The sequence below is a fragment of the Streptomyces sp. NPDC039423 genome, assembly GCF_055598725.1.
Window position 1 is genome coordinate 1,100,182 of record NZ_JBVKAH010000001.1, and the last position, 22,684, is coordinate 1,122,865.

Below are 22,684 nucleotides of genomic sequence, written 5' to 3' on the forward strand. Positions count from 1 at the left end.
GCCGATCTTCCAAGGAGTACGGAGTAACAGGACAGATGAAGACGATCGACGAGCTTCTTCGCCAAGGGGTCGAGGGCAAGCGGGTGTTCGTCCGCGCCGACCTCAATGTGCCGCAGGACGGCACCACCATCACCGACGACGGCCGCATCCGCGCCGTCCTGCCGACCGTCAAGGCACTGACCGAGGCCGGCGCCAAGGTCGTCGTGGCCTCGCACCTCGGCCGCCCCAAGGGCGCGCCGGACCCCGCCTTCACGCTCCGGTTCGCCGCCTCCCGGCTCGGTGAACTGCTCGGCCGCCCGGTCGCCTTCGCGGGCGACACCATCGGCTCCGAGGCCCACTCCGCCGTCGCCGGCCTGGGCGACGGTGAGGTCGCCGTCCTGGAGAACCTCCGCTTCAACCCGGGCGAGACGTCCAAGGACGACGCCGAGCGCGCCGAGTTCGCCGCCCGCCTCGCCGCCCTCGCCGACGTGTACGTCGGTGACGGCTTCGGCGCCGTGCACCGGGGCCACGCCTCCGTGTACGACCTGCCGCGCCTGCTGCCCGCCTACGCCGGCTACCTGATCGCCACCGAGGTCGGCGTCCTGAAGAAGCTCACCGACGACGTCCGGCGCCCATACGTCGTCGTCCTGGGCGGCGCCAAGGTCTCCGACAAGCTCGGCGTCATCGACCACCTGCTGGAGAAGGCCGACCGCATCCTCATCGGCGGCGGCATGGCGTACACCTTCCTCAAGGCCAAGGGCCACGAGGTCGGCATCTCGCTCCTCCAGGAGGACCAGGTCCCGGCCTGCCTGGACTACCTGGCCCGGGCCGAGAAGAAGGGCGTGGAGTTCGTGCTCCCCGTCGACGTGCTGGTCTCGGCCGAGTTCCCGGACCTGAAGACCAAGGCCCCGGCCCACCCCACCCTGGTCGCCTCGAGCGCCATCCCGGCCGACCAGGAGGGTCTGGACATCGGTCCCGAGACCCGCAAGCTGTACGCATCGAAGCTCGCCGACGCGGCCACCGTCTTCTGGAACGGCCCCATGGGCGTCTTCGAGCACCCCGACTACGCCGAGGGCACCAAGGCCGTCGCCCAGGCGCTCGTCGACTCCCCGGCCTTCACGGTCGTCGGCGGTGGCGACTCCGCCGCGGCCGTCCGGACCCTGGGCTTCGACGAGAACGCATTCGGCCACATCTCGACCGGCGGCGGCGCGAGCCTCGAGTACCTCGAAGGCAAGACGCTTCCCGGCCTCGCCGCACTGGAGGACTGACCCTCAATGACCGCCCGTACCCCGCTGATGGCGGGCAACTGGAAGATGAACCTCAACCACCTCGAGGCCATCGCCCACGTCCAGAAGCTCGCCTTCGCCCTGAACGACAAGGACTACGAGGCCGTCGAGGTCGCCGTCCTCGCGCCCTTCACCGACCTGCGCTCCGTGCAGACCCTGGTCGACGGCGACAAGCTGAAGATCAAGTACGGCGCCCAGGACGTCTCGGCGCACGACTCCGGCGCGTACACCGGTGAGATCTCCGGTGTGATGCTGTCCAAGCTGAAGTGCGCCTACGTGGCCGTCGGCCACTCCGAGCGCCGGCAGTACCACGGCGAGAGCGACGAGCTCTGCAACGCCAAGGTGAAGGCGGCCTTCCGCCACGGCCTGGTGCCGATCCTCTGCGTCGGCGAGGGCCTGGACGTCCGCAAGGCCGGCAACCAGGTCGCCCACACGCTCGCGCAGCTCGACGGCGGTCTGAAGGACGTCCCGGCCGAGGAGGCCGAGACGATCGTGATCGCCTACGAGCCGGTGTGGGCCATCGGCACCGGCGAGGTCGCCACCCCCGAGGACGCGCAGGAGGTCTGCGGGGCCATCCGCGGGCGGCTCGCCGAGCTGTACTCCAAGGAGCTGGCCGACAAGGTCCGCATCCAGTACGGCGGCTCCGTGAAGGCCTCGAACGTGGCCGCGATCATGGCGCAGCCCGACGTCGACGGCGCCCTGGTGGGCGGCGCGGCGCTGGACGCCGACGAGTTCGTCAAGATCGTCCGATTCCGCGACCAGTGAGTGTGGTCCCCCTGCCGGTGAGTATGCGGTAGGGCGGAATCGTCGTACCCTTGCGGGGGCCGAGGCTCTTTCCACGGAGCCTGGGCCCCCGTCGTCGGTGGAAGTCCGATGGTCCGTGTCATCCGAGAATTGCCAGGAAGTAGGGTCCAGCCGTGGTTATGGGGTTCTCGATCGCCCTCATCGTCTTCAGCGCGCTGCTGATGCTGCTGGTGCTGATGCACAAGGGGAAGGGCGGCGGCCTCTCCGACATGTTCGGTGGCGGCATGCAGTCGTCCGTCGGCGGCTCGTCGGTCGCCGAGCGCAACCTGGACCGCATCACCGTGGTCGTCGGTCTGCTGTGGTTCGCGTGCATTGTCGTACTTGCTCTCCTGATCAAACTGGACAACTGACGTCTCGGTTCCACGTCCGGTGCGGGGTGTAACTCCAATCACTGGACGCGCGTTGGGCCTTACGTAGACTGGGGCATCTTCGAGCACCATCACGCAGGGAGTTACAACCGTGGCAAGTGGCAACGCGATCCGGGGAAGCCGGGTCGGCGCGGGGCCGATGGGGGAGGCCGAGCGGGGCGAGTCCGCACCGCGGCTCCGCATCTCCTTCTGGTGCTCGAACGGGCACGAGACGCAGCCGAGCTTCGCGAGTGACGCGCAGGTCCCCGACACCTGGGACTGCCCGCGGTGCGGGTTCCCGGCAGGCCAGGACCGGGACAACCCCCCGGACCCGCCGCGCACCGAACCGTACAAGACGCACCTCGCGTACGTACGGGAGCGGCGCAGCGACGCGGACGGCGAGGCGATCCTGGCCGAGGCGCTGGCCAAACTCCGAGGCGAGATCTAGAGCGGTCGAGGGCCCTGTAGGTGGATTCCACCGGCAGGGCCCGACGTGTTCCCGCCGTCCTTTCCGTCCTTACCGTCCTTACCGTCCTTTCCGTCGTTCCGTCGTTTCCCGGCCGTTCCGCCACCGGCTCCGCCCGGCGTTGTCAGTGGCGCCCCCTACCGTCATGGGTGAACGGATCATCCGGCGTACGGGGGGCGGCAGTGGCGACGACGGGGACGACGAGGACGACGAGGGATGTCCGGCGGGTACCGGCGTGGCGGGGCGGCTTCGGACGGCTGTGGACGGCCGCCGTGGTGTCCAAGGCCGGGGACTCGTTGCGTACGGCGGCCATGCCGCTGCTCGCCGTCTCACTGACCCGCGAGCCGCTGCTGATCGCCGCGGTGACCGCGTGCGGCCATCTGCCGTGGCTGCTGTTCGGGCTGGTGGGCGGGGCCGTCGCCGACCGGGTCGACCAGCGGCGCGCCATGTGGGCCGTCGACCTCGTCCGGGGCGGGCTGATGGCGGCCTTCGCCGTCGTGGTCGCCCTGGGGCACGCCTCCGTCGCCCTGCTCCTCGCCCTCGCCTTCGCGCTCACCACGCTCCAGACGCTCTTCGACAACGCGGCCACGTCGCTGCTGCCGTCCCTGGTGCCCGCCGAGTCCCTCGCGGGCGCCAACGCCCGGCTCCTGACCGGCCAACAGATCGTGGGCGGCCTCCTGGTGGCCCCGCTGGTGCCCGTGCTGCTGCTCGCGGGCGACGCCGTGCCGTACGCGGCGGACGCGGCCTCGTACGCGGTGGCCGCCCTGCTGGTGGCCTCGCTGCGGGTGCCGGCGCCAAAGCGGCCGCCCCGCCGGGACGGCTCCACCCTGCGCGCCGAGATGGCCGAGGGGCTGCGGGTCCTGTGGCGGGACCGGACGCAGCGCCGGCTGTGCGTGGCGACGACGCTGGCCAACCTGGGCGTGGGCGCCCTGGTCGCCACCCTGGTGCTGCACATGACCGGCTGGCTCGGCGCGGGTGACGGCGGGTACGCGGCCGCCCTCACGGCCTACGGCGTGGGCAGCGTGGCGGGCGGCGCGGTGGCCGGCCGGATCGCCGACCGGACCGGCCGGATACGGGCGGTGTTCCTCGCCGGTGTCGTCCAGACCGGGGCGCTGGCCGTCCTGGGGTCGGTGCGGGAGCTGTGGGTGGCGCTGGTGGCCCTGGCGGTCTTCGGCCTCATGGGCATGGTGTGGAACGTCAACCAGGTGACGCTGATGCAGGAGCGCAGCCCGGCGGAGATGCTCGGCCGGATCAGCGCCGCGTTCCGCACCCTGGCCATCGGCGGCGCCCCGCTCGGCGCCCTGCTGGGCGGCGCGGCAGCGGCGGCGTGGGGCGGGGGCGGTCCCGCCCTGCTGGCGGCCGCGCTGTTCGCGGTCGCCGTCGCCTCGTTGGGGCGGCAGATCAATTAGGTTGGAGGGGCAGCGGGGCAAGCAGGCAGGTACGAGAAAGTGGGCTGATGTCCGAGATGAACGCAGAAGGCCGCACGAGGCTCAACCGGATGCCCGAGTGGACCGCCCTCGGCAAGCACCGGGAGCAGCTGGGACACACACAGCTGCGCGAACTGTTCGCCGCCGACCCGGCGCGCGGCACCGCGTACACGCTGCGGGTCGGCGACCTGTATCTGGACTACTCCAAGCACCTGGTGACCGACGAGACGCTGCGACTGCTGCGCGAACTCGCCGCCGCCACCGGGGTGGCGGAGCTGCGGGACGCCATGTTCCGCGGAGACAAGATCAACACCACCGAGAACCGGGCCGTCCTCCACACGGCGCTGCGCGCCCCGCGCGACGCCGTGATCGAGGTCGACGGCGAGAACGTGGTGCCGAGTGTCCACGCGGTGCTCGACAAGATGGCCGCGTTCTCCGAGCGGGTCCGCTCCGGCGAGTGGACCGGCCACACCGGCAAGCCCATCAAGAACGTCGTCAACATCGGTATCGGCGGCTCCGACCTGGGCCCGGCGATGGCGTACGAGGCGCTGCGCTCCTACACCCGGCGGGACCTGACGGTCCGTTTCGTCTCCAACGTGGACGGCGCCGACCTCCACGAGGCGGTCCGGGACCTGGACGCGGCCGAGACGCTCTTCATCATCGCGTCGAAGACGTTCACCACCATCGAGACCATCACCAACGCCACCTCCGCCCGCGACTGGCTCCTCACCGAGCTGAGGGCGGGTCAGGACGCGGTGGCCAAACACTTCGTGGCCCTGTCGACCAATGCCGAGAAGGTCCAGGACTTCGGCATCGACACGGCCAACATGTTCGAGTTCTGGGACTGGGTCGGCGGCCGCTACTCGTACGACTCCGCGATCGGCCTCTCCCTGATGATCGCCGTCGGACCGGACCGGTTCCGGGAGATGCTCGACGGCTTCCACCTGGTCGACGAGCACTTCCGCACCGCCCCGCCCGAGGAGAACGCACCGCTGCTGCTCGGCCTGCTGGGCGTCTGGTACGGCGCGTTCTTCGACGCCCAGTCGCACGCGGTCCTGCCCTACAGCCACTACCTGTCGAAGTTCACGGCCTACCTCCAGCAGCTCGACATGGAGTCCAACGGCAAGTCCGTGGACCGCGATGGCCGCCCGGTCGACTGGCAGACGGGCCCCGTCGTCTGGGGCACCCCCGGCACGAACGGGCAGCACGCCTACTACCAGCTCATCCACCAGGGCACCAAGGTGATCCCGGCCGACTTCATCGGCTTCGCCCAGCCGGTCGCCGAGCTCCGGCCCGGCCTGGTCGCCCAGCACGACCTGCTGATGGCCAACTTCTTCGCCCAGACCCAGGCGCTCGCCTTCGGCAAGACGCCCGACGAGGTCCGGGCCGAGGGCGTGGCGGAGGAGCTGGTGCCGCACAAGACCTTCCGCGGCAACCACCCCACCACCACGATCCTCGCCGACGAGCTGACCCCGTCCGTGCTGGGCCAGCTCATCGCGCTCTACGAGCACAAGGTGTTCGTCCAGGGCGCCGTCTGGAACATCGACTCCTTCGACCAGTGGGGCGTCGAGCTCGGCAAGGTCCTTGCCAAGAGGATCGAGCCCGTGCTGACCGAGGGCGAGGGCGGTGAGCGGCTGGACAGCTCCACCGCCGCGCTGGCCGCGCGCTACCGGACCCTTCGCGGCCGGTGACCCGACGCCGCTGAGCCGGCGCGGACGACCGAAGGCCCGGTCCACCCATCAGGGTGAACCGGGCCTTCGCCACGAGGCGACCACCACGCGACCGCGGCGCGGCCGGGCCGCCCGCCGTCCGGGCAGCCGTCAGAGAGTGGCCTCCGGGAACAGGGCCAGCGGGAGCCGCGCGGCGGCCGCCTGATCCAGCAGCCACAGCGTCCGCGACCGGCCGTAGGCGCCGGCCGCCGGGGCCTGCACCTCGCCCGCGCCCGACAGCGAGATCGCCGCCGCCGTCGCCTTGTCCTCGCCCGCGGCCAGCAGCCACACCTCACGCGCCGCCCGGATCGCCGGCAGGGTCAGCGAGATCCGGGTGGCAGGCGGCTTCGGCGCGCCGTGCACGCCCACCACCATGCGCTCGGTCTCCCGCACCGCCGGGAGCTCCGGGAACAGCGAGGCGACGTGCGTGTCCGGGCCGACGCCCAGCATCAGCACGTCGAACGCCGGCACCGGGCCGTGGTCGTCGGGTCCCGCGGCCGCGGCCAGCTCCGCCGCGTACGCGGCGGCCGCAGCGTCCGCGTCCGTACGGTAAGCCCCGCCCGACACGGGCATGGTGTGCACCCGCGCCGGGTCCAGCGGGACGCTGTCGAGCAGCGCCTCACGGGCCTGGGTGTCATTGCGGTCCGGGTCGCCCTCCGGGAGGAACCGCTCGTCCCCCCACCACAGGTCGAGGCGCGACCAGTCGATCGCGTCCCGGGCGGGGGACGAACGCAGCGCCGCCAGCAGGCCGTTGCCGTTGCGGCCGCCCGTCAGGACCACGGAGGCGGTCCCGCGGGCGGCCTGGGCGTCCACGACCGCGGTGATCAGGCGGGCCGCCGCCGCCTGGGCCATCAGCTCCTTGTCCCGGTGGAGCACCAGCCGCGGTGCGCTCACTTGGCCGCCGCCTTCTTGGCCGGGGCCTTCTTCGCGGCGGGCTTGTCCCCGGAACCACCCGACGCGCCACCGGAGTCACCGGAGCCGTCCGCGGCACCGTCGGGAGCGGCGTCCGAGGCGTTCGCCGCGGTGGAGCCCTTCGCACCCCCGGCCGCCGGCCGCTCGGGGTGACCCAGCCGGTCGACCCCGTACCGCAGCACCGAGGCGTAGGTGTCGTCGGGGTCGAGGCGCCGCAGCTCCTCCGCGATCAGCTCGGAGGTCTCCCGGCGCTTGAGCGCCACCGCGCGGTCCGGCTGGCCCTCGATGCACAGGGTGGCGAGCGAGGCGTCCGGCCGGTGCAGCACGATGGGACCACAGGTGGTCTCCATCCGCACCGCCGTCAGGCCCGGCCCCGACGAGGCCAAGCGCTTCACCGGGATCTTCAGCCGGTCCGCCAGCCACATGGCCAGCAGTTCCACGCTCGGGTTGAACTCCTCGCCCTCGACCTCGGCGGACGTGACCTCGCAGGTCACCTGGTCCAGGGCCGCCGCCAGCATCGAACGCCACGGCGTGATGCGGGTCCAGGACAGGTCCGTGTCGCCCGGGGTGTAGGCCGCCGCCCGCGCCGCGAGCTCCCGCACCGGGTGCTCGGAGGCGTACGAGTCGGTGACGCGCCGCTGCCCGAGGGCGCCCAGCGGGTCGTTGGCCGGATCGGCCGGCGCGGCCACCGGCCACCAGACCACCACGGGGGCGTCCGGCAGCAGCAGCGGCAGGACCACCGACTGGGCGTGGTCGATGACCTCGCCGTACAGCCGCAGCACCACCGTCTCGCCGGTGGAGGCGTCCGCGCCCAGCCGCACCTCGGCGTCCAGGCGCGCGTTCGCCCGGTCGCGCGGCGAACGCGACGGGCGCTTGATGACCACCAGGGTCCGCGAGGGGTGCTCGCGGGACGCCTCGTTGGCCGCCTTCAGCGCGTCATAGGCGTTCTCCTCGTCCGTGACGATGACGAGGGTGAGCACCATGCCTATGGCAGGTGTACCGATGGCGCGCCGCCCCAGTACCAGCGCCTTGTTGATCTTGCTGGATGTGGTGTCCGTCAGGTCGGTCTTCATGGCCGGCGCCAGCTCCGTCCGTCTCGTGCGAGCATCTCGTCCGCCTCGGCCGGACCCCAGGTCCCGGACTCGTACTGCGCGGGCTTGCCGTGGCGGTCCCAGTACTGCTCGATCGGGTCGAGGATCTTCCAGGACAGCTCGACCTCCTCCGTGCGCGGGAAGAGGTTGGCGTCACCGAGCAGGACGTCGAGGATCAGCCGCTCGTACGCCTCGGGGCTGGACTCCGTGAAGGACTCGCCGTACGCGAAGTCCATCGAGACGTCCCGGACCTCCATCGACGTGCCCGGCACCTTCGAGCCGAACCGCAGCGTCACGCCCTCGTCCGGCTGGACGCGGATGACCAGGGCGTTCTGGCCCAGCTCCTCCGTCGCCGTGTGGTCGAAGGGGGAGTGCGGGGCGCGCTGGAAGACGACCGCGATCTCGGTGACCCGGCGGCCGAGCCGCTTGCCGGTACGCAGGTAGAAGGGGACGCCCGCCCAGCGGCGGTTGTCGATCTCCAGCTTCACCGCGGCGTAGGTGTCGGTCTTCGACTGCGGGTCGATCCCGTCCTCCTCCAGGTAGCCGACGGCCCTCGCGCCGCCCTGCCACCCGGCCGCGTACTGCGCGCGCACGGTGGACTTGCCGAGGTCCTTCGGCAGCTTCACCGCGCCCAGCACCTTGGTCTTCTCGGCCGCGAGCGCGTCCGCGTCGAAGGAGGCGGGCTCCTCCATCGCGGTCAGCGCCAGTAGCTGGAGGAGGTGGTTCTGGATGACGTCACGCGCGGCGCCGATGCCGTCGTAGTACCCGGCGCGGCCGCCGATGCCGATGTCCTCGGCCATGGTGATCTGCACGTGGTCGACGTACGACCGGTTCCAGATCGGCTCGAAGAGGGTGTTGGCGAACCGCAGCGCCAGGATGTTCTGGACGGTCTCCTTGCCCAGGTAGTGGTCGATGCGGAAGACCTGGTCGGGCGAGAAGACCTCGTGGACGATCCCGTTGAGCTCCTTGGCGGAGGCCAGGTCGTGCCCGAACGGCTTCTCGATGACCGCGCGGCGCCAGGAGTCGTCCTTCTCGTCGGCCAGCCCGTGCTTCTTGAGCTGCTGGACGACGACCGGGAAGAACTTGGGCGGTACGGAGAGGTAGAACGCGAAGTTCCCGCCGGTGCCCTGCGCCTGGTCCAGCTCCTCCATCGTCTTCTTCAGGGTCTCGAACGCCTCGTCGTCGTCGAAGTTGCCCTGGACGAAGCGCATCCCCTGGCTGAGCTGCTGCCACACCTCCTCACGGAAGGGCGTGCGGGCGTGCTGCTTGACGGCCTGGTACACCTCGTCCGCGAAGTCCTCGTCCTGCCACTCGCGACGGGCGAACCCGATCAGCGAGAAGCCCGGCGGGAGCAGGCCCCGGTTGGCGAGGTCGTACACGGCAGGCATCAGCTTTTTCCGGGACAAATCGCCCGTGACGCCGAAGATCACCAGGCCCGACGGCCCCGCGATGCGCGGGAGCCGTCGGTCTGCGGCGTCACGGAGCGGATTCGCTCCATGAACTGCGTTCAAGGTTTACGCCTCCGAAGGGGCGAGGCGCTTGAGCTCCGCCTCGGTCGACTTGAGCAGGTCGTTCCAGGACGCCTCGAACTTGTCGACGCCCTCGTCCTCCAGCAGCTGCACGACCTCGTCGTAGCTGATGCCGAGCTTCTCGAGGGCCGCGAGGTCGGCGCGCGCCTGGTCGTACGTACCGGCGATGGTGTTCCCGGTGATCGAACCGTGGTCGGCCGTGGCCTCCAGGGTGGCCTCGGGCATGGTGTTCACCGTGCCCGGCGCGACCAGGTCGTCGACGTACAGCGTGTCCTTGTACGCCGGGTCCTTGACGCCCGTGGACGCCCACAGCGGACGCTGCTTGTTGGCCTGCGCCTTGTCCAGGGCCGCCCAGCGGTCGGAGGAGAACACCTCCTCGTACGCCTCGTAGGCCAGTCGCGCGTTGGCGAGGGCGGCCTTGCCGCGCAGCGCCGAGGCCTCGTCGGTGCCGATGCCGTCCAGTCGCTTGTCGATCTCGGTGTCCACGCGGGACACGAAGAACGAGGCCACCGAGTGGATCTTCGACAGGTCCAGGCCGCGCTCCTTGGCCTTCTCCAGGCCGATGAGGTAGGCCTCCATCACCCGGCGGTAGCGCTCCAGCGAGAAGATCAGCGTGACGTTGACGCTGATGCCCAGGCCGATGACCTCCGCGATGGCCGGCAGACCGGCCTCGGTGGCGGGGATCTTGATCAGCGTGTTCGGCCGGTCGACCAGCCACGCCAGCTGCTTGGCCTCGGCGACCGTCGCCCGGGTGTTGTGCGCCAGGCGCGGGTCCACCTCGATCGACACCCGGCCGTCCTGGCCCTGCGTGGCGTCGAAGACCGGGCGCAGGATGTCGGCGGCGTCCCGCACGTCCGCGGTCGTGATCATGCGGATGGCTTCCTCGACCGTCACCTCGCGGGCGGCGAGGTCCGTGAGCTGCTGGTCGTACCCGTCACCCTGCGAGATCGCCTTCTGGAAGATCGACGGGTTGGTGGTCACGCCCACCACGTGCTGCTGGTCGATCAGCTCGGCGAGGTTCCCGGACGTGATCCGCTTGCGGGACAGGTCGTCCAGCCAGATCGCGACGCCTTCGTCGGAGAGGCGCTTGAGTGCGTCTGTCATGAGAATTGCATCTCCTACTAGTTCGTGTACCGGCGTCAGCGCGCTGCGGCTTCGATGGATTCCCTGGCCGCGGCGGCAACCGCCTCGGCGGTGAAGCCGAACTCCCGGAAGAGCACCTTGCCGTCGGCCGAAGCACCGAAGTGCTCCAGCGACACGATGCGACCCGCGTCACCGACGAACCGGTGCCAGGTCAGACCGATCCCGGCCTCGACCGCGACGCGCGCCTTCACCGACGGCGGCAGCACGGCATCCCGGTACCCCTGGTCCTGCTCCTCGAACCACTCGACGGACGGCATCGACACCACCCGGGTCGGAATGCCGGCGGCCTGGAGCTGCTCGCGGGCCTGGACGGCCAGGTGCACCTCGGAGCCGGTGCCGATCAGCACCACCTGCGGCTCGCCGCCGTCCGCGTCGAACAGCACGTAGCCACCGCGGGCCGCGTCGTCGTTCCACTCGTACGTCGGCACGCCCTGACGCGTCAGCGCGAGGCCGTGCGGAGCGCCCTTGCCGAACTCCTTGGTCCAGCGGCGCAGGATCTCGCGCCAGGCGATCGCCGTCTCGTTGGCGTCGGCCGGGCGGACGATGTTCAGGCCCGGGATGGCGCGCAGCGAGGCCAGGTGCTCGACCGGCTGGTGCGTCGGGCCGTCCTCGCCGAGACCGATGGAGTCGTGGGTCCACACGTACGTCACCGGCAGGTGCATCAGCGCCGAGAGGCGGACGGCGTTGCGCATGTAGTCGGAGAACACCAGGAAGGTGCCACCGAAGATCCGGGTGTTGCCGTGCAGCGCGATGCCGTTCATCTCCGCGGCCATGGCGTGCTCGCGGATACCGAAGTGGATGGTCCGGCCGTACGGGTCGGCCTCCGGCAGCGGGTTGCCCTCGGGGAGGAACGACGACGTCTTGTCGATCGTCGTGTTGTTCGAGCCGGCCAGGTCGGCGGAACCGCCCCACAGCTCGGGGATGACCGCGCCCAGCGCCTGGAGCACCTTGCCGGAGGCGGCGCGGGTGGCGACGCCCTTACCCGTCTCGAAGACCGGGAGCTTCTCCTCCCAGCCCGTGGGCAGCTCGCCCGCGGCGATGCGGTCGAACTCGGCGGCGCGCTCCGGGTTGGCGGTGCGCCACTCCTGGAACTGCTTCTCCCACTTCGCGCGGGCCTCGCGGCCGCGGTCGAGGGCCCGGCGGGTGTGGCCGATAACCTCGTCCGAAACCTCGAAGGACTTCTCGGGGTCGAAGCCCAGGACGCGCTTGGTGGCCGCGACCTCCTCGTCGCCGAGCGCCGAGCCGTGGGCGGCCTCGGTGTTCTGCGCGTTCGGGGCGGGCCACGCGATGATCGAGCGCATCGCGATGAACGACGGGCGCGAGGTCTCCGCCTTGGCGGCCTGGAGGGCACGGAAAAGGGCCTCGGGGTCGAGGTCGCCGTTCTCCTTGGGCTCCACGCGCTGGACGTGCCAGCCGTAGGCCTCGTACCGCTTCATCGTGTCCTCGGAGACGGCCGTCTCCGTGTCGCCCTCGATCGAGATGTGGTTGTCGTCCCACAGCAGGATCAGGTTGCCGAGCTTCTGGTGCCCGGCCGTGGAGGACGCCTCGGAGGAGATGCCCTCCTGGAGGCAGCCGTCACCGGCGATGCAGTAGACGAAGTGGTCGAACGGCGAGGTGCCGGGAGCGGCCTCCGGGTCGAACAGGCCGCGCTCGTAGCGGGCGGCCATGGCCATGCCCACGGCGTTGGCGACACCCTGGCCCAGCGGGCCGGTCGTCGTCTCGACGCCCACCGTGTGGCCGTACTCCGGGTGGCCCGGGGTCTTCGAGCCCCAGGTGCGGAAGGCCTTCAGGTCGTCCAGCTCCAGGCCGAAGCCGGCCAGGTAGAGCTGGGTGTACAGCGTCAGGGACGAGTGTCCGGCGGACAGCACGAAACGGTCGCGCCCGGTCCAGTCGGCGTCCGCCGGGTCGTGCCGCATCACCTTCTGGAAGAGGGTGTACGCGGCCGGGGCCAGGCTCATGGCCGTACCGGGATGGCCGTTGCCGACCTTCTGTACGGCATCGGCGGCCAGGATGCGGGCGGTGTCGACGGCCCGCTGGTCCAACTCGGTCCACTCGAGGTCTGTGGTGGTCGGCTTGGTGCTCACCCTGGGTCAGGGCTCCTCTCCACATGTCGAATGCCGGTGACGTAGATCCCACCGGCCGTTGTCGAGCCTACCCCCGTGAGAACGTCCATTTTTTCGAGTCATTCCAGACTGCCGGGGTCGGCCGGGATCCGCCTCCTGACTGGGCCCTACGGCTTTTGGCAAGTGAATACGGAGCCGCTCATCCGATCGCTCATCCGAGCGTGGAAACCACCCTTTGCGGTGCCCTCTCCAACACGACCCACCCCCGCGGAGAGCGAGGTATGGGCAACGTCTAGAGTGGCGTGGTACGCGCGAGTCTTTACCCGGTCTTCACGGCCCCGAGGGCCCTCATGCCCGGAGCGACTCGCTGGGATGTCTCTGTCAGGGGTGTGCGTGACGGCCGTCGAATCCCGTCCGGCGGGTGTGCTCGGGACGAGCACGGGGAAGCGGCCATTCGGGGCCCGCGTCAAGGCCTTCGTGGCGCTGACCAAGCCGCGGATCATCGAGCTGCTGCTCATCACCACGGTTCCCGTGATGTTCCTGGCCGAGCAGGGCGTGCCCGACCTGTGGCTGGTGCTCGCCACCTGCCTGGGCGGCTACCTCTCGGCCGGCGGCGCCAACGCGCTGAACATGTACATCGACCGCGACATCGACGCCCTCATGGACCGGACGTCGCAGCGGCCACTGGTCACCGGCATGGTCTCGCCGCGCGAGGGGCTGGTCTTCGGCCTCACCCTCGCCGTCGTCTCCACGCTCTGGTTCGGGCTGCTCGTCAACTGGCTGTCCGCCTGGCTGTCGCTGGGCGCGCTGCTGTTCTACGTCGTCGTCTACACGATGATCCTCAAGCGGCGCACCGCGCAGAACATCGTGTGGGGCGGCATCGCCGGCTGCATGCCGGTCCTGATCGGCTGGTCGTCGGTCACGAACACGGTGTCCTGGGCCGCCGTCGTCCTCTTCCTCGTCATCTTCTTCTGGACGCCGCCGCACTACTGGCCGCTGTCGATGAAGGTGAAGGAGGACTACGCGCGCGTGGGCGTGCCCATGCTGCCCGTCATCGCCTCCAACAGGGTGGTCGCCCGCCAGATCGTCCTCTACAGCTGGGTGATGGTCGCCGTCTCGCTGCTGCTGACGCCGCTGGGCTACACCGGCTGGTTCTACACGACGGTGGCCCTGGCCACCGGCGGCTGGTGGCTGTGGGAGGCGCACGCGCTCCAGAGCCGTGCCAAGGCCGGCGAGACCGGCGGCAAGCTCAAGGAGATGCGGCTGTTCCACTGGTCCATCACCTATGTGTCGCTGCTGTTCGTGGCGGTCGCCGTGGACCCCTTCCTGCGCTAGGTCGTGTCCGGAAAGTCTCGCCTGGCCCGCGGTGTCCTGCACGCGCGCTCCCTAGGGGATCTCTCGTCGATCGGCCCGGCATGATCGGCCGGGCACCCCTGGGGCCGGCTCTGGCGAGTTCCCCTACTGGTGGGTAGCATCCTGTTCATGGCAGACACCAAGCAGGGCGACACCACCCAGGCGGAGGCCAAGGCCGACCGCAAGGCCACGCGGCTCGCCAAGCGGATCCGGACGTTCTCCCAGGAGCACGGCGGCGCCGAGGGCCAGCTCGCGTACATCGGGCAGATGGGCACCCGCATCGTGCTCGTCGGCGAGGACGGCGGCTGGGGCGACCTCGTGGCCCCCACCCACGAAGTCGCCAGGAGCGCGGCCGAGAAGGCGGGCCTCACCCTCCACGAGTCCTTCGACGGCGACCTCGCCGCCAAGGTCCGCACGGGTCGCTACGAGTGGAGCCGCATGGCCGGCATCCAGGTCGGCGGACCCTCGAACGACTGAGGCAACACCTTGGGCGGGGCTCACCCGTTAGGACCTGTGACGGTTCAGCCATCGCAGGGAGCCCCCGCATGATCGACACCCCGACGCTGGTGGACCAGTACTGCCACGGGGTGCTCCGTACGGAGCTGGGCCTGGGCACCTTCGAGACCCTGCTCGGCCGGTCCGCCGGGCCCCCCGCGGCCGGCACGACCTTCTTCGACACGCAGACCGGCTTCGCCGTACGGCGCTGGTGCCCGCCCCTGCTCGGCCTCGAACCGCACTGCCCGCCGGCCCACTACCTGGCCCGCCGCCGTGAACTCGGCGCCCTGGAAGCCGGCCGCCGGCTGCTGCGCGCCACCGGCATCTCCACCTACCTCGTGGAGACCGGCCTGCCCGGCGACCTCACCGGACCGGTCGAGCTCGCCGCCGCCGGCGACGCCCGGGCCCACGAGATCGTCCGCCTGGAACCGCTCGCCGAGCAGGTCGCCGACACCTCCGGCAGCGTGGACGCGCTGCTCGCCAACCTCGCCGAGGCCGTGCACGGAGCCGCCGTCACCGCCGTCGCGTTCACCTCCGCGACCGCCGTGCGCCACGGGCTCGCCCTCGCGCCCGCGCCCCCGGGCCCCGGCGAGGTGCGGGGCGCCGCCGGGCGCTGGCTGGCCCGCCGCCGGGCCGGCGGGACGCTCACCGACCCCGTACTGCTGCGCCACCTGCTGTGGATCGCCGTCGCCTCGGGGCGGCCCCTGCAACTGCGCCTCGGCCACCACGACCCCATGACGCTCGGCGACTTCGCCGAGGCCACCGCCGGGCTCGGCACCGACCTGGTGCTGCTGCACGGCTATCCGTACCACCGGCAGGCCGCGCACCTGACGGGCGTGTTCCCGCACGTGTACGCCGACCTGGGGCCCGCGCTCGCGCGGACCGGGGCGCGGGCGGCGGCCGTCCTGGCGGAGACCCTGGAGCTCGCGCCGTTCGGCAAGCTGCTGTTCTCCAGCGGTGCGCGGGGGCTGCCCGAACTGCACGTGGTGGGCGCGCGGGTGTTCCGCGAGGCCCTCGGCCGGGTGCTGGCCGACTTCGTCCACGAGGGCTCGTGGTCCCGCCGGGACGCCCAGCGGGTCGCCGAGATGATCGCGGCGGGGAACGCCCGGCGGGTCTACCGGCTGGCCTAGGGCAGGCTCGCTCGGGGCCGGCCGGGCCGGGCTGGGGCGGGCCGGGGCCCGTCGCCCAGCGCCCGCCCGCCGCCGGGTCAGGCCGCCGGGCTCAGCGCCGCGTCCGCCTGCTGGGCCGGGATGCCCGCGCCCGGGTCCGCCGGCGGCCGCTCGCGGAGGCTCAGGGCGAGCCGCAGCACGGCGATCCACATCAGGGACGAGCCCAGCATGTGCAGGGCCACCAGGACCTCCGGCACCCCGGTGAAGTACTGCACGTACCCGATCCCGCCCTGCGCCAGCAGCACCAGCAGCAGGTCACGGGCGCGCGCCCGGGTGTCGTCCGGGGCGTCCACCACGCGCAGGACGAAGAACACCGCCAGTGCCAGGGCGCACACCATCCATGCGAAGACGGCGTGGACATGGGCCATCGTGGCGAAGTCGAACGGCATGCGCGGGACGTCGCTGCTGTCCCCCGCGTGCTTGCCGGAGCCCGTCACCGTCGTCCCCGCGGCGACCAGCAGGCCTGCCACGACCACCAGCGTCCAGCCCAGCTTGCGCACCGGGCCCGGGACCCGCGGCCGGGGCGCGCCGTCGCCCTCGCCGGCGCGCACCCAGGTGAGCGTGGCGAGGGTGAGCAGGGCGTTCGCGGCGAGGAAGTGCCCGGCGACGCTCCACGGGTTGAGGCCCGTCCACACCGTGATGCCGCCGATCACCGCGTTGCTCATCACGGCCCAGAACTGGGCCCAGCCGAGCCGGGTCAGCCCGCGCCGCCGCGGCTTGGCGGCGCGCGCGGCGACGATCGCCCAGCCGACGGCCGCCGACAGGACGTACGTCAGCATCCGGTTGCCGAACTCGATCGCGCCGTGGATGCCCTGCTCGGGCGTGGCGAACAGACTGTCGTCCGTGCACTTGGGCCAGGTGTCGCAGCCGAGACCGGAACCGGTCAGCCGGACGGCACCACCCGTGACGACGATGACGACGCTCATCACGACGGCGGAGAGCGCGGCGCGCCGGACCGTCTTGGGGGAGGGTGTCCAGCGCTGGGCGATATAGGCGAGGGGGGTCAACACGCCCCCTATCGTAGGCGCCCGCTTGTGCATGGATTCACGAGGGGCCCGTACAGCCCGCCGAGCCTGCTCCAGGGGCCCGTACGGCCGCCGCCGTGCCCGCTCCCGGGGCCCGTACGGTCCGCCGCGCCTACTCCCAGCGGAAGAAGCGGGCCGCCGCGCCCAGCCCGAGCACCGCCCAGACCGCCAGGATCCCGGCCGGCCCCCAGGGCAGGGGCGCCCCGCCCGCCAGGACGTCCCGCAGACCGTCCGACAGGGCGGAGATCGGCAGCAGCTCCAGCACCGTCCGGGCCGCGTCCGGGAACCTCTCCAGCGGCACGATCACCCCGCCGCCCACCAGCAGCAGCAGGAACACCAGGTTCGCGGCGGCCAGGGTCGCCTCGGCCCGCAGGGTCCCGGCCATCAGCAGCCCGAGTCCCGAGAAGGCCGCCGTGCCGAGCAGCAGGAGCAGCGCCACCGCGAGGGGGTTGCCCCGCGGCGACCAGCCCAGCGCCAGGGCGATCACGGTCAGCAGCGCGACCTGGAGCACCTCGGTGACGAGCACCGAGGCGGTCTTGGCCGTCATCAGCGCCCAGCGGGGGAGCGGTGACGCGCCCAGGCGCTTGAGCACCCCGTACCGCCGCTCGAAGCCCGTGGCGATGGCCTGCCCGGTGAACGCCGTCGACATCACGGCCAGCGCGAGGACACCGGGCGCCAGGAAGTCCACCGGCTCGCCACCGCCCGTGTCGACGATGTCGACCGTCGAGAACAGCACCAGCAGCAGCGAGGGGATGATCACGGTGAGCAGTAGCTGCTCGCCGTTGCGCAGCAGCATCTTCGTCTCGAAGACGGCCTGGGCGGCGATCATCCGTCCGACCGGTGCCGCACCCGGCTCGGGCGTGTAGGTCCCGGCGCTCATGAACGCAGCTCCTTGCCGGTCAGTTCGAGGAAGACGTCTTCGAGGGTGTGGCGCTCGACCGCGATCCCGTCGGGCATCACCCCGTGCTGGGCGCACCAGCTCGTGACCGTGGCGAGCAGCTGGGGGTCGACGGTGCCGCTGATGCGGTACGCGCCCGGCGTCAGCTCGGCGGCCGCGGTGCCGTCCGGGAGGGCCTTCAGCAGCGAGCCGAGGTCGAGACCGGGGCGGCCGGTGAAGCGGAGGGTGTTCTCCGCGCCGCCCCGGCAGAGTTCCTCGGGGCTGCCCTGGGCGGCGACCCGGCCCGCGTCGATGATCGCGACGTCGTCGGCGAGCTCCTCGGCCTCGTCCATGTAGTGCGTGGTCAGGACGGTGGTGACACCGTCGGCACGCAGTTCGCGGACCAGCTCCCAGGTGGAGCGGCGGGCCTGCGGGTCGAGCCCGGCGGTCGGCTCGTCGAGGAAGACCAGCTCGGGGCGGCCGACGACGGCCATCGCCAGCGCCAGGCGCTGCTGCTGGCCGCCGGACAGCCGCCGGTAGGTCGTCCGGCCGCAGGAGCCGAGGCCCAGGCGCTCGATCAGTGCGTCCACGTCGAGCGGGCGGGCGTGCAGCCTGGCCATGTGGCGGAGCATCTCGTCGGCGCGGGCGCCGGAGTAGACGCCGCCGGACTGGAGCATCACGCCGATGCGGGGCCGCAGCCGGGCGGCGTCGGCGACCGGGTCGAGGCCCAGCACCCGGACGGTGCCGGCGTCGGGGCGGCGGTAGCCCTCGCAGGTCTCGACGGTGGTGGTCTTGCCGGCCCCGTTCGGCCCCAGGACGGCGGTGACGGTGCCCGCCCGGACGTCGAGGTCGAGGCCGTCCACCGCGGTCTTGGTCCCGTACCGCTTGACCAGGCCCCGGACCTGGACGACGGACTCGTTTCGCATGGGCGGAAGTCTAGAGAGCTGCTCGGGACCACCCGTCCGGCGGGTGGACCCCGGGACGGGTGGGACTCGGGCGCGGGCCGGGCGGAGTCCTTCGCCCGGTCTCCCGCCCGGGGGCCCGACGCCGCCGCGGCCGGGCAAAACGGGCAGGTCAGACCGGGGGTGCGGGGCCCGAAGTGGTCGGTTCCCTGCTCGTTTCCCCAGGTCAGGTTAGGTTTCCCTTAGTGATGCACGGCACCGTCCACCCCTCAGGACGTCGCTTGTCAGGTTCTGAGGAATTACGCAACAATGGCGTTGTGAAAAACGTCGGTGAGGCTCCCGCGGCTCCAGCGGAGGAACTCGCGACCGGGGAGCGCTCCACGCGCAACCGGGTCGCGCGGTCCATCCTGGATCACGGCCCGTCCACCGTGGCCGAGCTCGCCAAGCGGCTCGGCCTCACTCAGGCCGCCGTCCGCCGCCATCTCGACGCCCTGGTCGCCGACGACGTCGTCGCCCCGCGCGAGCAGCGCGTCTACGGGGCCCGCACCCGTGGCCGCCCGGCCAAGGTGTTCGCCCTGACGGACTGCGGCCGGGACGCCTTCGACCAGTCGTACGACACGCTCGCCGTCGACGCCCTGCGCTGGATCGAGCGGTCGGCCGGCGGCGGTGCCGCCGGGGAAGCCGCCGTCGCCGCGTTCGCCCGGGACCGCATGGAGAACCAGGCGGAGGTGTACCGCGAGGCCGTCGAGGCCGCGGCGCCCGAGGAGCGGGCCGAGGCACTCGCCAGGGCCCTGAGCGCGGACGGGTACGCTGCCACGGCGCGCAACGCGCCGGTCGGACAGCAGCTCTGCCAGCACCACTGCCCGGTCGCCCACGTCGCCGAGCGGTACCCGCAGCTGTGCGAGGCTGAGACGGAATTCTTCAGCCGCCTGCTCGGCACCCATGTGCAGCGACTGGCCACCATCGCCCACGGCGACGGGGTCTGCACGACGTACATCCCGCACACCACACCCACAGCATCCGCAAGCACGGCCGGGAGGAACCCCGCATGACCACCGAGATCAGCCACCCCGAGCTCGAGGGCCTGGGTCGGTACGAGTACGGCTGGGCCGACTCGGACGCGGCCGGTGCCGCCGCCAAGCGAGGTCTCTCCGAGGACGTCGTCCGCGACATCTCCGCGAAGAAGAACGAGCCGGAGTGGATGCTGAAGCTGCGGCTGAAGGGTCTGCGCCTCTTCGACAAGAAGCCCATGCCGAACTGGGGCTCCGACCTGTCGGGCATCGACTTCGACAACATCAAGTACTTCGTCCGCTCCACCGAGAAGCAGGCCGGTTCCTGGGAGGACCTGCCCGAGGACATCAAGAACACGTACGACAAGCTCGGCATCCCCGAGGCGGAGAAGCAGCGCCTCGTCGCCGGTGTCGCGGCCCAGTACGAGTCCGAGGTCGTCTACCACCAGATCCGCGAGGACCTGGAGGAGCAGGGCGTCATCTTCCTGGACACCGACACCGCGCTCAAGGAGCACCCGGAGCTCTTCCAGGAGTACTTCGGCACGGTCATCCCGGTCGGCGACAACAAGTTCGCGTCGCTGAACACCGCGGTGTGGTCCGGCGGCTCGTTCATCTACGTCCCCAAGGGCGTGCACGTCGAGATCCCGCTCCAGGCCTACTTCCGCATCAACACCGAGAACATGGGCCAGTTCGAGCGGACGCTGATCATCGTCGACGAGGACGCCTACGTCCACTACGTCGAGGGCTGCACCGCCCCCATCTACTCCTCGGACTCGCTGCACAGCGCCGTCGTCGAGATCATCGTCAAGAAGGGCGGCCGCTGCCGCTACACGACGATCCAGAACTGGTCGAACAACGTCTACAACCTGGTCACCAAGCGCGCCGTGGCCTACGAGGGCGCGACCATGGAGTGGGTCGACGGCAACATCGGCTCCAAGGTGACGATGAAGTACCCGGCCGTCTACCTGATGGGCGAGCACGCCAAGGGCGAGACCCTGTCCATCGCCTTCGCGGGCGAGGGCCAGCACCAGGACGCCGGCGCCAAGATGGTCCACATGGCCCCGAACACCTCCTCCAACATCGTCTCCAAGTCGGTGGCGCGAGGCGGCGGCCGCACCTCCTACCGCGGTCTCATCGAGATCGGCGAGGGTGCCCCGGGCTCCAAGTCGAACGTCCTGTGCGACGCGCTGCTCGTCGACACGATCTCCCGCTCCGACACGTACCCGTACGTCGACGTCCGCGAGGACGACGTGTCCATGGGCCACGAGGCGACCGTCTCCAAGGTCTCCGAGGACCAGCTCTTCTACCTCATGAGCCGCGGTCTGTCGGAGGACGAGGCCATGGCGATGATCGTGCGCGGCTTCGTCGAGCCGATCGCCAAGGAGCTGCCCATGGAGTACGCGCTCGAGCTCAACCGGCTGATCGAGCTCCAGATGGAAGGCGCGGTGGGCTGACCCGCCCCGCCCCTGTCGATCACGTCCCCCGGCTCACCCGGTGTGAGCCCCGTGAGCCGCCCGCAGGGCGACCGGCCGACGGCCGGAGCCGCCCCGCGGGCAGCGAACGCACCGAACGCAGAAAGCGAGCAGACCGACAGCCATGGCTGAGGCCCAGAACATCCCGGTGGGCTCCACCACCGCCGGCTCCATCGCGGTGGCCGCCGAGTCCACCGTCGCGACCCGCATGAGCGCGCCCCCCTCCTTCGACGTCGCGGACTTCCCCGTCCCGCACGGCCGTGAGGAGGAGTGGCGGTTCACGCCGCTGGAGCGGCTCCGCGGGCTGCACGACGGCACCGCGGTCGCCACCGGCGACGGCGTGCGCGTCGAGGTGGAGGCGCCCGAGGGCGTCACCGTCGAGACCGTCGGCCGCGACGACGAGCGGCTCGGCAAGGCCGGCACCCCGGTGGACCGGGTAGCCGCCCAGGCGTACTCCGCCTTCGAGAAGGCCTCGGTCGTCACCGTCCCCAAGGAGACCGTGCTCACCGAGCCGGTCCGGATCTCCGTGCACGGCCAGGGCGGCACCGCCTTCGGCCACCAGGTGATCGAGCTCGGCGCGTTCGCCGAGGCCGTCGTGGTCATCGACCACACCGGTGACGCGGTCCTCGCCGCCAACGTCGACTTCGTGCTCGGTGACGGCGCCAAGCTGACCGTCGTCTCCATCCAGGACTGGGACGAGAAGGCCGTCCACGTCGCCCAGCACAACGCGCTGGTCGGCCGGGACGCCTCCTTCAAGTCGGTCGTCGTCACCTTCGGCGGTGACGTCGTGCGTCTGCACCCGCGCGTGAGGTACGCCGGCACCGGCGGCGGGGCCGAGCTCTTCGGCCTGTACTTCACGGAGAAGGGCCAGCACCAGGAGCACCGCCTCCTCGTCGACCACAACACCCCGCACTGCACGTCGAACGTCGCCTACAAGGGCGCGCTCCAGGGCGAGAACGCCCACGCGGTGTGGATCGGTGACGTCCTCATCCAGGCCGCGGCCGAGGGCACCGACACGTACGAGATGAACCGCAACCTGGTGCTGACCGACGGCGCCCGCGTCGACTCCGTGCCGAACCTGGAGATCGAGACCGGCGAGATCGCCGGCGCCGGCCACGCCTCGGCCACCGGCCGCTTCGACGACGAACAGCTCTTCTACCTCATGGCCCGTGGCATCCCGGAGACCGAGGCCCGCCGCCTCGTCGTTCGCGGCTTCTTCGCCGAGCTGGTCCAGCAGATCGGTCTGCCGGACGTCGAGGAGCGGCTGATCGCCAAGATCGAGGCCGAGCTGGAGGCGTCCCTCTGATGCCCTTCGTCCGAGCCTGCGGGCTGAGCGAGCTGGAGGAGGACACCCCGAAGCGGGTGGAACTCGACGGCACGCCCATCTCCGTCGTCCAGACCGAGGGCGAGGTGTTCGCGATCCACGACATCTGCTCGCACGCGAACGTCTCGCTGTCGGAGGGCGAGGTCGAGGACTGCCAGATCGAGTGCTGGCTGCACGGGTCGGCCTTCGACCTCCGCACCGGCAAGCCGTCCGGCCTTCCCGCGACGCGCCCCGTCCCCGTATACCCCGTCAAGATCGAAGGGGACGATGTGCTCGTCTCCGTCACCCAGGAGTCCTGAGT

21 protein-coding genes are annotated in these 22,684 nt (G+C 71.3%); 13 read left to right on the forward strand and 8 right to left on the reverse strand.

The window, feature by feature from the left end; translation table 11 throughout:
- Positions 1–35 precede the first annotated feature (35 nt).
- The 6 genes from ACZ7LK_RS04895 to pgi all read left to right on the forward strand — a co-directional run bounded on the left by ACZ7LK_RS04895 (position 36) and on the right by pgi (position 6,000).
- The gene (locus ACZ7LK_RS04895; protein ID WP_392276300.1) at positions 36–1,247 is read left to right on the forward strand and encodes a phosphoglycerate kinase; all 1,212 of its coding nucleotides are present in this window, start codon (positions 36–38) and stop codon (positions 1,245–1,247) included.
- Positions 1,248–1,253: 6 nt separating this feature from the next.
- The gene (gene tpiA, locus ACZ7LK_RS04900) at positions 1,254–2,030 is read left to right on the forward strand and encodes a triose-phosphate isomerase (protein WP_392276301.1); all 777 of its coding nucleotides are present in this window, start codon (positions 1,254–1,256) and stop codon (positions 2,028–2,030) included.
- A 158-nt stretch (positions 2,031–2,188) separates the two neighbouring features.
- Positions 2,189–2,419: a preprotein translocase subunit SecG gene (gene secG / locus ACZ7LK_RS04905; RefSeq protein ID WP_064073089.1), complete on the forward strand. Its 231-nt coding sequence runs from the start codon at positions 2,189–2,191 to the stop codon at positions 2,417–2,419.
- Positions 2,420–2,528: 109 nt separating this feature from the next.
- Positions 2,529–2,864 (forward strand): RNA polymerase-binding protein RbpA, encoded by a 336-nt coding sequence (locus tag ACZ7LK_RS04910; protein ID WP_003957010.1) that lies wholly within the window; start codon positions 2,529–2,531, stop codon positions 2,862–2,864.
- Between the two features lie 200 nt (positions 2,865–3,064).
- Positions 3,065–4,291 carry an MFS transporter gene (locus ACZ7LK_RS04915; RefSeq protein ID WP_469464268.1) on the forward strand — a complete coding sequence of 409 codons (1,227 nt, stop codon included), beginning with the start codon at positions 3,065–3,067 and terminating at the stop codon, positions 4,289–4,291.
- 56 nt (positions 4,292–4,347) lie between these two features.
- Positions 4,348–6,000, forward strand: coding sequence for a glucose-6-phosphate isomerase (gene pgi / locus ACZ7LK_RS04920; protein ID WP_471138629.1), 1,653 nt, complete (start codon positions 4,348–4,350; stop codon positions 5,998–6,000).
- 129 nt (positions 6,001–6,129) lie between these two features.
- Here pgi and pgl read toward each other — a convergent pair whose 3' ends face one another.
- Genes pgl through tkt form a run of 5 tightly spaced genes read right to left on the reverse strand, consistent with a single transcriptional unit; the run spans position 6,130 to position 12,777 of the window.
- The gene (pgl, locus tag ACZ7LK_RS04925) at positions 6,130–6,912 is read right to left on the reverse strand and encodes a 6-phosphogluconolactonase (protein WP_392276303.1); all 783 of its coding nucleotides are present in this window, start codon (positions 6,910–6,912) and stop codon (positions 6,130–6,132) included.
- Positions 6,909–8,003 (reverse strand): glucose-6-phosphate dehydrogenase assembly protein OpcA, encoded by a 1,095-nt coding sequence (gene opcA, locus ACZ7LK_RS04930; RefSeq protein ID WP_392276304.1) that lies wholly within the window; start codon positions 8,001–8,003, stop codon positions 6,909–6,911. The genes pgl and opcA overlap by 4 nt, the downstream gene beginning before the upstream one ends.
- On the reverse strand, positions 8,000–9,532 hold the full coding sequence (zwf, locus tag ACZ7LK_RS04935; RefSeq protein ID WP_392276305.1) for a glucose-6-phosphate dehydrogenase: 1,533 nt from the start codon (positions 9,530–9,532) through the stop codon (positions 8,000–8,002). The genes opcA and zwf overlap by 4 nt, the downstream gene beginning before the upstream one ends.
- Positions 9,533–9,535: 3 nt before the next feature.
- Entirely contained in the window at positions 9,536–10,654 is a 1,119-nt protein-coding gene (gene tal, locus ACZ7LK_RS04940) for a transaldolase (protein ID WP_392276306.1), read from the reverse strand.
- 35 nt (positions 10,655–10,689) lie between these two features.
- The gene (gene tkt / locus ACZ7LK_RS04945) at positions 10,690–12,777 is read right to left on the reverse strand and encodes a transketolase (protein ID WP_471138393.1); all 2,088 of its coding nucleotides are present in this window, start codon (positions 12,775–12,777) and stop codon (positions 10,690–10,692) included.
- A gap of 372 nt (positions 12,778–13,149) precedes the next feature.
- Between tkt and ACZ7LK_RS04950 the strand changes: the two genes are divergently transcribed.
- From ACZ7LK_RS04950 to ACZ7LK_RS04960, 3 genes are all read left to right on the forward strand, one after another.
- Positions 13,150–14,091, forward strand: coding sequence for a heme o synthase (locus tag ACZ7LK_RS04950; RefSeq protein ID WP_392276308.1), 942 nt, complete (start codon positions 13,150–13,152; stop codon positions 14,089–14,091).
- 147 nt (positions 14,092–14,238) lie between these two features.
- Positions 14,239–14,586, forward strand: coding sequence for a hypothetical protein (locus ACZ7LK_RS04955; RefSeq protein WP_392276309.1), 348 nt, complete (start codon positions 14,239–14,241; stop codon positions 14,584–14,586).
- A gap of 68 nt (positions 14,587–14,654) precedes the next feature.
- Positions 14,655–15,734, forward strand: a complete 1,080-nt coding sequence (locus ACZ7LK_RS04960) for an amidohydrolase family protein (protein WP_471138396.1) — start codon at positions 14,655–14,657, stop codon at positions 15,732–15,734.
- A 77-nt stretch (positions 15,735–15,811) separates the two neighbouring features.
- Here the strand turns inward: ACZ7LK_RS04960 and ACZ7LK_RS04965 are convergent, their stop codons facing one another.
- The 3 genes from ACZ7LK_RS04965 to ACZ7LK_RS04975 form a co-directional block, all read right to left on the reverse strand.
- Positions 15,812–16,813 carry a COX15/CtaA family protein gene (locus tag ACZ7LK_RS04965; protein ID WP_471138398.1) on the reverse strand — a complete coding sequence of 334 codons (1,002 nt, stop codon included), beginning with the start codon at positions 16,811–16,813 and terminating at the stop codon, positions 15,812–15,814.
- Between the two features lie 97 nt (positions 16,814–16,910).
- Entirely contained in the window at positions 16,911–17,678 is a 768-nt protein-coding gene (locus ACZ7LK_RS04970) for an ABC transporter permease (RefSeq protein ID WP_392276312.1), read from the reverse strand.
- The gene (locus ACZ7LK_RS04975) at positions 17,675–18,601 is read right to left on the reverse strand and encodes an ABC transporter ATP-binding protein (protein ID WP_392276313.1); all 927 of its coding nucleotides are present in this window, start codon (positions 18,599–18,601) and stop codon (positions 17,675–17,677) included. The genes ACZ7LK_RS04970 and ACZ7LK_RS04975 overlap by 4 nt, the downstream gene beginning before the upstream one ends.
- A gap of 293 nt (positions 18,602–18,894) precedes the next feature.
- On the opposite strand from ACZ7LK_RS04975, the gene ACZ7LK_RS04980 reads away from it, so the two are divergent.
- The 4 genes from ACZ7LK_RS04980 to ACZ7LK_RS04995 all read left to right on the forward strand — a co-directional run bounded on the left by ACZ7LK_RS04980 (position 18,895) and on the right by ACZ7LK_RS04995 (position 22,682).
- Positions 18,895–19,629, forward strand: coding sequence for a helix-turn-helix transcriptional regulator (locus ACZ7LK_RS04980; RefSeq protein WP_471138400.1), 735 nt, complete (start codon positions 18,895–18,897; stop codon positions 19,627–19,629).
- The gene (sufB, locus tag ACZ7LK_RS04985; RefSeq protein ID WP_392276315.1) at positions 19,626–21,041 is read left to right on the forward strand and encodes a Fe-S cluster assembly protein SufB; all 1,416 of its coding nucleotides are present in this window, start codon (positions 19,626–19,628) and stop codon (positions 21,039–21,041) included. The genes ACZ7LK_RS04980 and sufB overlap by 4 nt, the downstream gene beginning before the upstream one ends.
- Positions 21,042–21,183: 142 nt before the next feature.
- A complete protein-coding gene (gene sufD, locus ACZ7LK_RS04990) occupies positions 21,184–22,365 on the forward strand; it encodes a Fe-S cluster assembly protein SufD (RefSeq protein ID WP_471138402.1) in 1,182 nt (393 codons plus the stop codon).
- Positions 22,365–22,682: a non-heme iron oxygenase ferredoxin subunit gene (locus tag ACZ7LK_RS04995; protein WP_126883593.1), complete on the forward strand. Its 318-nt coding sequence runs from the start codon at positions 22,365–22,367 to the stop codon at positions 22,680–22,682. The genes sufD and ACZ7LK_RS04995 overlap by 1 nt, the downstream gene beginning before the upstream one ends.
- Positions 22,683–22,684 lie beyond the last annotated feature (2 nt).